At 64.0% G+C, this 8,874-nt stretch carries 10 protein-coding genes; 3 read left to right on the top strand and 7 right to left on the bottom strand.

Annotated features, from left to right (window positions below; translation table 11 throughout):
• Positions 1-115: 115 nt before the first annotated feature.
• Entirely contained in the window at positions 116-1,309 is a 1,194-nt protein-coding gene (locus tag ACQR0U_RS11615; RefSeq protein ID WP_434843235.1) for a lanthionine synthetase C family protein, read from the bottom strand.
• A 159-nt stretch (positions 1,310-1,468) separates the two neighbouring features.
• Between ACQR0U_RS11615 and ACQR0U_RS11610 the strand changes: the two genes are divergently transcribed.
• Positions 1,469-1,930 (top strand): SRPBCC family protein, encoded by a 462-nt coding sequence (locus tag ACQR0U_RS11610; RefSeq protein ID WP_315716594.1) that lies wholly within the window; start codon positions 1,469-1,471, stop codon positions 1,928-1,930.
• An 86-nt stretch (positions 1,931-2,016) separates the two neighbouring features.
• On the opposite strand, the gene ACQR0U_RS11605 is transcribed toward ACQR0U_RS11610, so the two are convergent.
• The 4 genes from ACQR0U_RS11605 to ACQR0U_RS11590 form a co-directional block, all read right to left on the bottom strand.
• Positions 2,017-2,178, bottom strand: coding sequence for a hypothetical protein (locus ACQR0U_RS11605; protein WP_315716595.1), 162 nt, complete (start codon positions 2,176-2,178; stop codon positions 2,017-2,019).
• 322 nt (positions 2,179-2,500) lie between these two features.
• Positions 2,501-3,871: a hypothetical protein gene (locus ACQR0U_RS11600; RefSeq protein WP_434843234.1), complete on the bottom strand. Its 1,371-nt coding sequence runs from the start codon at positions 3,869-3,871 to the stop codon at positions 2,501-2,503.
• A gap of 376 nt (positions 3,872-4,247) precedes the next feature.
• Positions 4,248-4,781 (bottom strand): GNAT family N-acetyltransferase, encoded by a 534-nt coding sequence (locus ACQR0U_RS11595; protein ID WP_434872154.1) that lies wholly within the window; start codon positions 4,779-4,781, stop codon positions 4,248-4,250.
• Between the two features lie 210 nt (positions 4,782-4,991).
• Positions 4,992-5,186 (bottom strand): hypothetical protein, encoded by a 195-nt coding sequence (locus ACQR0U_RS11590; RefSeq protein ID WP_315716598.1) that lies wholly within the window; start codon positions 5,184-5,186, stop codon positions 4,992-4,994.
• A 31-nt stretch (positions 5,187-5,217) separates the two neighbouring features.
• Here ACQR0U_RS11590 and ACQR0U_RS11585 point away from each other — a divergent pair, with 31 nt between their 5' ends.
• Both ACQR0U_RS11585 and ACQR0U_RS11580 read left to right on the top strand, forming a co-directional pair.
• Positions 5,218-5,583: a hypothetical protein gene (locus ACQR0U_RS11585; RefSeq protein WP_315825431.1), complete on the top strand. Its 366-nt coding sequence runs from the start codon at positions 5,218-5,220 to the stop codon at positions 5,581-5,583.
• A gap of 352 nt (positions 5,584-5,935) precedes the next feature.
• A complete protein-coding gene (locus ACQR0U_RS11580) occupies positions 5,936-6,835 on the top strand; it encodes an NAD-dependent epimerase/dehydratase family protein (RefSeq protein ID WP_434843233.1) in 900 nt (299 codons plus the stop codon).
• A gap of 125 nt (positions 6,836-6,960) precedes the next feature.
• On the opposite strand, the gene ACQR0U_RS11575 is transcribed toward ACQR0U_RS11580, so the two are convergent.
• Together ACQR0U_RS11575 and ACQR0U_RS11570 are read right to left on the bottom strand one after the other, a co-directional pair.
• A complete protein-coding gene (locus ACQR0U_RS11575; protein ID WP_315753338.1) occupies positions 6,961-7,740 on the bottom strand; it encodes an ABC transporter permease in 780 nt (259 codons plus the stop codon).
• A complete protein-coding gene (locus tag ACQR0U_RS11570) occupies positions 7,737-8,849 on the bottom strand; it encodes an ABC transporter permease (protein ID WP_434843241.1) in 1,113 nt (370 codons plus the stop codon). The genes ACQR0U_RS11575 and ACQR0U_RS11570 overlap by 4 nt, the downstream gene beginning before the upstream one ends.
• Positions 8,850-8,874: the final 25 nt, after the last annotated feature.

The following is an 8,874-nucleotide window of genomic DNA, read 5'->3' as shown; positions in this document are numbered from 1 at the left end:
GAACCACAACGCGCCAATTCGTCCTCGAAACAGATGGCGTTCACGACGAAACTACTGCCGACTTTTTCAACGGAATCTGCTCGAAACAGACATTGATAGCAGTCCCCAACTTGCTTCAGAACACGTCGATCGTCGGAAACCGTGGCTCTCCGGTGATGCAATCCCAGAGGTAGGCGGCGAGGCCGACGTCGCCGGTCCATAACGAATAGCGTCCGCGGCCGGCGACCATCTGGCCGCCGCGAACCTGCACGATGGCGGTCATCGCGAACTGGCGCGCGCGGTCGAGCCAGACCGGGTCGTGGGTGCGGCGATAGAGCTTGAGGAAGGCGTAGCCGTTTCCGCCGGTGCCGTGGCAGAGGTTCGAGCCCTTGGTCAGTGGTCCGGCGGCCCAGGTGAAGCGTCCGCCGTCCAGCAGCAGCGCGTCGAAGTCCGGCGTCGCGAACGGCGCGTCGGCGAAGGTCGTCACCATGCCCGGGGCACCATGACAGTGCTGACAGAGGAACAGCCGCTTCTCACGCTTGCTTCGCGGTCCCCATGTGGTTCCGATGTCATAGCGCCATGCGTTCGCCGCGAGCGCCTTCGGGACGAAGGCGGCCACGTGAGCCTGCTGTGCCGCCGTCAGCCAGTCCCATCCGAGCAACAACGGGATGACGTTGCCGGCGAAACCATGAACGGGTCCGAGAAAGCGGTCCTTGGCGCCATATAGATCCTGGGTCCAGAGCGGGCCCTGCGGTGTGTCCTCCAGCTCGGCCAACAGCCGTGCCGCCTGCCCCTCGAACAGGCGGCGCCAGCGCGCTTCCCCGGTCATCCCCGCCATGTGGACCGCCGCGACCATCGACCCCGGCAGGCCCCACATCAGCTCCCGGATCGGCAGCTCGTTGTTCTTCTCGGCGTGCCAATGAATGAGGTCGGCGAGGCTCGACAGTGGCGTGAGCCGCATGGCGAGCAGGGCGGCCCCCATCTCGCCACGGAGCAGCGAGCCATGTTTTTCGTAGTCGGCAGGCGAATTGGCCGCGTGGTCCATGACCGTCCGCTCCATCAGCCTGGACAGCACGGGGCGGAAATCCTTGGTCGCTCGGGTTGCGCCGACACGATGCAGGTAGTCGAGGGCCCAGATCACACCCGCGGCGCCCTTGTAGAAGCTGGGATCGCCGTCGGCGGTCCCGTCGTCGCTGGGGTGGGCCGGCCAGAAATGATCGGGATCGAATTGGGCGATCGCATCGGCCGCGATGTCTTCGATCGCGGCCAGGGCAATCGCTTCGTCCCAGGGAGTCTGGACCAGCGGCCGATGTCGTCCCAGGGTGATCATCGTGTCGGGCTCTCGGGTGCTGTCCGTCGGTCGCGTCAAGCAGGCAGGCCGCGGGGCGCATGATTGGCAACCAGCCTATCCAAAAGCCTGCCGTCGGTACACCATCGGTCCTATCGGATGATGGCTCGAGACGATGCCCAAGGTCCGCGGGGAATGAACATGCGCGAGACCCTTTCGATACGGTGCTACATCGCCGCGCCTCGGCCGGCGGTCTATCGAGCGCTGCTCGATCCGCGCGCGATCGCAAAATGGAAGGTGCCGGACGGGATGACCTGCGACGTGCATGCGTTCGACGCCCGTGAAGGCGGCGCGTTGCGGATTTCGCTTACCTATGACGTGCCGACCGGGACCGGCAAGACGACGGCGCACACGGATACGTATCGCGGTCGCTTTGTGAAGCTCGTCCCGAATGAGCAGGTTGTCGAAGTGGACGAGTTCGAGACCACGGATCCTGCGCTACGCGGCGAGATGACCATCACGATCACGCTCGCCGATGCGGATGGCGGGACCAAACTCCTTGCCACGCATGATGGACTGCCCCGTGGCGTATCGCCCGCCGACAACGAGGCCGGCTGGCGGATGGCGCTCGCGAAGCTCGCGGCGCTCGTCGAGGCGCGATAGGCCGGGCGTTCCGCTCATGCCCGCGGCAAACATGGGTATGCCGATCACCGGCCGCCGTTCACCGACGCGGAGCAAGAAAAGACCGATCAGAAAAAGCCGTGGCTCAGATCCGTCCCGTAGGTCAGCGCCATCGCCGACACCAGCAATATGGCGGCACAGAGCAGAAGGAACTGTTTGAGCAGTTCGTGTTTCGTACTGTCGGATGCTTCGGAAAATGCCTTATGAAATGCCTTGGTCAGAGCCGTCATTGCGACCTCGATCTCCTCCCGCCCTTGAGTAGGTCAAGGCAGCAGGCAGAAGGTTCATCTCGGCACAGATGCTGACCGGCATTGGACGCGAAAGTCCCGGCTGGACGAAGGCCGCCCGGTCTCCTCAGGCGCGGCGGCGGCAAGCCCGAGCAGGACGACGAAACCGCCGATCGGCGGCAAATGCTGGACATCGCAGTGGCGTAGGACGGTCGCTCCTGCCGCGGCAATGAGCGCCGTGCCAAGCGCCAGGCCGACGGTGGGACGGTCGCTCAGTGCTTGATCGCCATCCAACCGCCTTCTTGCGAGATCCGGAGCCGCACGCTTATTGAAACACCTTCACGGTGCGACGCTGTTTGGTGGAGACGGTCCAATTGACGTCGCAGGAGTCACCCGCGTTGATGCTGAGCGTCACGTTGAAGCAGACCTTGCTTTCGTCGGCGACCGCGCTCTTTCCGGTAAAGCACCCCGGACGTGTTTCGGAAAAGGAAAGAGCAGCGGTATCGGGTATCAGCTCCCAACCTGCGTCCGCCGCAGCGCATGTTTGCACCGGGCCTGCTGATTTGCCGACCGGCGCGCCTGTAGGATGATCGAGATGCATAGGTCCGCCATTGACCGATATGCTTTTTGTCTGCACGATCTCCTTCAAGACCGGTGGTGGAGGTAACGAAACGTCATTTGCAGCGAGACTGAGCGACGGCATCTGTACGACGGCGACAAATTCCGAGTTTGGTACTCGCTTGAAGACGTAGATCCGCTCTCCGGGACCGACGCTAGCCTCGACGATCTTGTCTTTCTGGTCGCCGACAACGCCAAACGACTCTCCGCCAATGACCTGAATGATGAGGGGATTGGGGTTCGGGATCGCGCTCTTAGGCTCGAAGCGGATTCGTAAGCTGACGATCTGCTGGCTGGGGCTCTTGGTCACCACAGCGGTCAGGGGCGATCTCGACTGAAGGCAGGCCGTGTAGGCGGCAAGGCCATTTTCATCGACGCCCGACGTCACCAGATGCTTCGCTTCGTCAACGCTATAGTTGAACCGCGTCTCTTGGTACATGCTGGCGCGCTTTGCCGCGAAGCTCTTGAAATCTCCAGCGAAATATTCGGGGATGATTGCGGAGGCAGACTTCTTTGCCTCTTCATAGTTCGCCTCATTGATCAACTTGAGCTGGGCGAGCATGACTGCAAGGGAAGAATCCTCGATGCGCATCGCCTTGAAAGCTTCGATATTGCAATCGCTCGCCTCACTGAAAGCCGCGCCCGAAGATCCCAACAGGGCCACGACAACAAAAATCGCAAGTCTCACGACAATTCTCCCTTTTCGAATGAGATTGAAGGGGCCAGAAAAGAATGTTTTGGTGAAATCGTGAGGCCAACGAAAAGTCGGCCATCCAGTGTCATCAGATTGCGCCTTGCCAAGAGCCAAAGCAATATCAAAACGCGTCGCAATCTCTGCCGGCAGCCCCACCGTCAGGCGTCTCGAAGCGAGCAAGTGCAAAGGAACGAAATCATCAGCTGCCCGGATCGGCAGTTCGTCGTTCTTCTCGGCGTGCCAATGAATGAGGTCGGCGAGGCTCGACAGTGGCGTGAGCCGCATGGCGAGAAGGGCGGCCCCCACCTCGCCACGGAGCAGCGAGCCGTGTTTCTCGTAGTCGGCAGGCGAGTTGGCTGCGTGATCGATGACCGTCCGCTCCATTAGCCTCGACAGCACGGGGCGGAAGTCCTTCGCACGGCCTGTCGCACCGATACGGAGCAAGTAGTCCAGCCCCCCAGATCACCCCCGCCGCGCCCTTGTAGAAGCTGGGGTCACCGTCTGCCGTCCCGTCGTCGCTGGGATGGGCCGGCCAGAAATTGTCGGGATCGAACTGGGCGATCGTGTCGGCTGCAATGTCGTCGATCGCGACCCGAACGGCCGCTTCGTCCCAGGGGGTCTGGATCAGCGGCCGGTGGCGTCCGAAGGTGATCGTGATGTCGGGCTCCCCTGTGCTGCGCGCATCTCATCAGCTCGTGACTGCGGCCCATGCCGCCATCGCCTTGAATGGGAGAACCGACCGATCCCAGCAGCTCGGTTGTCAGGTGCTGTCAGCCGCACGACTGAAGTCGAGCGCCATGTGCGCCTCGTCGTAGTATCGGCCGCCGTCCTTCGCGGCTTTCAGCTCCAGGCCAAATTCCACGAAGCCGATGCTTTCGTAGAGCCGTCGCGCCGGCACATTGTCCTGGACGACGATCAGCTGAACGATCTCGACCTGCTCGCGCGCGACATCCAGGATGGCATTCGCCAACAGGCGCGCGAGCCCGCTCCGTCGAAAGGCTGGCTTAACGTACATGCCGAACAGCCGGCCCTTATGGGCGTGCTTCGGCCCCTGCTGGACGACGAAGCCCAGCGTGCCGACAAGCTCGCCGTCTCGAAAGGCGCCGAGGGTGTGGGTGTCCTCAAGCCGCCTGGCGAACCATTCGACGCCAAGCCCGTTCTCCAGCTCGAAGGTGCTGCCCATCGATTCCGGGCTGATCGTCAGCGCCTCCAGACGAAGGGCCTTGAAGCATGCCGCATCGTCGGCCCGCAGGCGCCGGATCGTTGCAGCAGGGCTCATGGACCGGCTTTCCATCGTCCTCGCGTGAAAAAATCTTCGCGTGAAAGCGGCGCCCTTGGGCGAGCGCTTCGCCGCATGCGCGTGCTCGACTCCTCGGCCTACGGGCCTTCACAGGCCGACATGCCAGCCGGCCTGCAAACAATGCGGCCTGCCGCAAGCGCAGGCCGCCAGACGTCACCTCACAGGAGCTGACCTCAGATGAGGCCGAGAGGTGAAGCCATCAAACTACTGGGCGCGCTTCAACCGCTTGATCTCGGCGACCTGAAACTTGCCGCCGGCCAGCAGGCTGCTGCAATGCAGCCAGACCTTGTTGCGATCCCAGCCCAGGAACGCCTTGGTCTCCGCACAGTCCGCGTAGTGCTTGTACCTGAGGGTGTCGGAGCAGGTCGTATCGAAATGCGAAAATTCCTGACCGGACAAGCTGCATCCGACCCAAGGCGCATTGCCCGACTTGAAGCTGGTCTCGCAGCCGCCGTTGCAGCTGCTGGCGGCTCTCTCCAGCTTGGCGATCCTGGCTTCCACGGAGTCCGACGCAACTGACGGCGCGCGCGCCGTCGACGACGCCGTCGACCGCGTGCGGCGCGAGATCCCGGTGTCGGCCGTGGTCTTCGACCTCTGGAGCTTTGTCGCCTGCTTCGGTGCGTCGACCGTTACGCCCGGAAGCGAGGGGGCGGAGCCTGGTGTGATTTGCGATGCGGCAGGACCGCACAGCAGGACGGTTGCCAGCACGGCGGCAGCCGAGGACGCGACGACACTCGACGACAATCTCATGACAATATCCCTTCAGGGACGAACCTGCCGTCCCAATACATTGTGACCGCACTATATTACCTATCCGAAAATGGGAAACTTGGCTACTCAGCGCCGAAAAAATTCTGCGAATGATCGTCGTTTGCATCGCGATCGGGTGATGTGCCGGCGACGCATCCAGAGATTGCCGTGTCGCGGGAGGCGATTTCGGATCGGCAGAATGACGCGCAGGCTGGACCGCGGGCGGTTGGCCTGACGTCACCCGTCGGGAGGCGGAGCTATCAACGCAGTGCGGCAATAGGCTTCCACGCGGCATTGAGAGCAGGCCGCGTCCCGCGCGACGCTGCAAGTTCCTTGTGGAGCAGCTTCGCTGGAAACTGCTAGAAGCGATCACGCACTCACAGGGGATGACGAGCTCAATGACAGCCAAGCGCGTGGTGTTCACCGGGGGGACCGGCAAGGCGGGCAGGCATGTGCTGCCGCATCTGCAGAGCAAGGGCTATAAGCTGCTCAACGTCGACCTCAAGCCGTTCGATCACCCCGGCATCGGCACGCTGATCGCCGATCTGACGGACAGCGGCCAGGCCTTCAACGCGCTGACCACGCATTTCGGCTTTGCAGGCTTCAACGCCGGCCGGCCGCCGCAGGCGCCGGATGCCGTCGTGCATTTCGCCGCGATTCCGCGGGTGCTGATCGAGCCCGACAACGAGACCTTTCGCGCCAACACCATCAGCACCTACAACGTCATCGAGGCCGCAGCGAAGCTCGGCGTCCGCAAGATCATCGTCGCCTCCAGCGAGACCACCTATGGCGTCTGCTTTGCGGAAGGCGACAAGGACTTCAGGAGCTTTCCGCTCGATGAGGACTACGACACCGACCCGATGGATTCCTACGGGTTGTCCAAGGTCGTGAACGAGAAGACCGCGCGCGCCTTTGCGATGCGCTATGGCATCGACATCTACTGCTTGCGCATCGGCAACGTCATCGAGCCGCATGAGTACGACATGTTCCCGCGCTTCCTCGCCGACCCGCCGTCGCGCAAGCGCAATGCGTGGTCCTATATCGACGCCCGCGACCTCGGCGAGATCGTGCATCTGGCGATCGAGAAGGACGGGCTCGGCTTCCAGGTCTTCAACGCGGTCAACGACACCGTCACGGCCACCGTTCCGACGCGCGAGCTGCTGCGCCGCTATTGCCCGAATGTGCCGGTGACCCGCGAGATGGGTGACGACGAGGCGCCGCTGTCGAACCGCAAGACGCGCGAGGTGCTCGGGTTCAAGGAAGCGCACAATTGGCGGAAATACGTGAAGGCGGGGTAGGGCAGCCGTAGGGCGGATGAGCGCAGCGTAATCCGCTATTCCGGCTGTTGTGCGCATAGCGGCTGTTCGCGCACGGGGCGGCGGATTACGCTGCGCTCATCCGCCCTACGGACCGGTGCCTTCCCTCACGTCATCCGCCGCCGGAGCGCGAGCATCGCGAGCGACAGCACGATCGTCCCGACGATGAACACGGCCGCCGCCGAGACGATCGCCGGACTGATGTTCTCGCGGATGGTGGCGAACATCTGCCGCGCCAGGGTGCGCTGATTGGGGCCGGCGACGAACAGCGTCAGCACCACCTCGTCCAGCGACGTCGCGAAAGCGAACAATGCGCCGGAGATCATGCCGGGCAGCGCGATGGGAAACGTCACCGAGCGCAGCACCACGGCGGGCGAAGCGCCGAGGCTCGCGGCGGCCCGCTCGAGCTGGATATCGACGCCCTGCAAGGCCGAGGAGACGTTGACCAGCACGAACGGCACGGCGACGACGGTGTGCGCGATGATGACGCCGAGATAGGTGTTGGTGAGCCCGTAGCGCGAGAACATCAGCTGCATGCCGACGCCGAGCACCACCGCCGGCACGACCATCGGCAGCAGGAACACGGTGCGAAGCGTCGCGAACAGCAGCGAGGCGGGCTTGCCGCGCAGGCCGAGCGCGGCGAGCGTGCCGAGCAACGTTGCAAGGGCTGTGGTCCCCGCGCCGATCAGCAGGCTGTTGACGATCGACAGCCGCCAGGAGTCGGCGGTGACCAGCTCGCGAAACCAGCGCGTCGAATAGCCGGGAATGGGATAGTTCAGGAACACGCTGTCGGTCAGCGATAGCGGCAGCACCGCGATCAACGGCCCGAGCAGGAACACGATGACGGCGATCGCGAACAGCAGCTTGACGAGCGGCAGCCATTTCATGCGCGCTGCTCCTCGGTCGAGGTCAGCCGGATGTAGACGGCGTAGAGCAGGATCGTCATCGCGAGCAGGACGAGGCCGAGCGCGCCGGCCATGCCCCAGTTCGCGGCTCCCGTGGCGTAGTAGGCGATCACCGAGCTGATCATCTGATCGTTGGCGCCGCCGATCAGCGCCGGCGTGATGTAGTAGCCGAGCGCGGCCATGAACACGAGCAGGGCGCCGGAGACGACGCCGCGCATCGACAGCGGCAGCAGGACGTGGACGAAGGCGCGCAGCGGATGCGCGCCGAGCGAGGCCGCCGCCGGCATCAGATTGCGCGGGATCGCGATCAGCACGCTGAAGATCGGCAGCACCATGAACGGCAGCAGCACATGCGTCATGGCGATGACGACGCCGAGCCGGTTGAACATCAGCGGCACCGGCGCTGACGTCAGGCCGAGCCCCTTCAAGGTGGCGTTGATCAGGCCGTTGTCCTGCAGCACGACATACCAGGCCGCGGTGCGTACCAGGAGGGAGGTCCACAGCGGCAGCAGCACCGCGCCGAGCAGGATCTGCCGGCGCCAGCCGTCGACCGAGGCGGCCACCATCGCGAACGGCAGGCCGATGAGGATGCAGGCCAGCGTCACCAGCGCCGAGGTCACGAAGGTCCGGATCATGATCAGGCGGTTGGCCGAGGCGCCCTCCGGCATCGCAGCGATATTGCCGGCGGCGTTGCGCTCGAGGTCGACAGCAGCGAGCAGGTTCTTGTCGGTCCAGGGCGAGGCGACGGCCTCGGCGATGGTCGTCCAATAGGAGGTCTCGCTCCAACGCGAGTCGATTGCGGCGAGGTCGACCGCGCCGGTGCCGTCGAGCGCGCGGCGGGTCTTGCCGAGCAGGCTGCGGAATCCGGACTGCGCGCTGTTGAGGCGGCGAACGAGATCGCCGAACTGCTCGTCATTGGTCAGCTTGCGGATGTCGTCGATGAACGCGGCCTGTGCGGTTGCAGGAGGCACGCTCGTGCGGTCCCAGCGCGCCAGCGCCTTGTGGGTGCGGGGCAGGGACTCGGTCGCGACTGGATCGGATACAGCAGACTTCATCATCGTCACCAGCGGCACGACGAAGAACGACAGCATGAACGCCAGAAGCGGCGCCAGCAGC

Origin of the sequence: Bradyrhizobium sp. HKCCYLRH3097 (genome assembly GCF_051167875.1) — a bacterium.
In the GTDB taxonomy this organism is placed as follows: Bacteria; Pseudomonadota; Alphaproteobacteria; order Rhizobiales; family Xanthobacteraceae; genus Bradyrhizobium.
The sequence above is the reverse complement of the archived record's forward strand: the minus strand, read 5'-3'. Positions and strand labels throughout refer to the sequence as shown.

What these genes read in the sequence shown, in the direction of transcription:
- ACQR0U_RS11615 (WP_434843235.1), bottom strand. Translation starts at nt 1,309, where the DNA reads ATGATCACCCTGGGACGACATCGGCCGCTGGTCCAGACTCCCTGGGAC.
- ACQR0U_RS11610 (WP_315716594.1), top strand. Translation starts at nt 1,469, where the DNA reads ATGCGCGAGACCCTTTCGATACGGTGCTACATCGCCGCGCCTCGGCCG.
- ACQR0U_RS11605 (WP_315716595.1), bottom strand. Translation starts at nt 2,178, where the DNA reads ATGACGGCTCTGACCAAGGCATTTCATAAGGCATTTTCCGAAGCATCC.
- ACQR0U_RS11600 (WP_434843234.1), bottom strand. Translation starts at nt 3,871, where the DNA reads ATGGAGCGGACGGTCATCGATCACGCAGCCAACTCGCCTGCCGACTAC.
- ACQR0U_RS11595 (WP_434872154.1), bottom strand. Translation starts at nt 4,781, where the DNA reads ATGGAAAGCCGGTCCATGAGCCCTGCTGCAACGATCCGGCGCCTGCGG.
- ACQR0U_RS11580 (WP_434843233.1), top strand. Translation starts at nt 5,936, where the DNA reads ATGACAGCCAAGCGCGTGGTGTTCACCGGGGGGACCGGCAAGGCGGGC.
- ACQR0U_RS11575 (WP_315753338.1), bottom strand. Translation starts at nt 7,740, where the DNA reads ATGAAATGGCTGCCGCTCGTCAAGCTGCTGTTCGCGATCGCCGTCATC.
- ACQR0U_RS11570 (WP_434843241.1), bottom strand. Translation starts at nt 8,849, where the DNA reads ATGCTGTCGTTCTTCGTCGTGCCGCTGGTGACGATGATGAAGTCTGCT.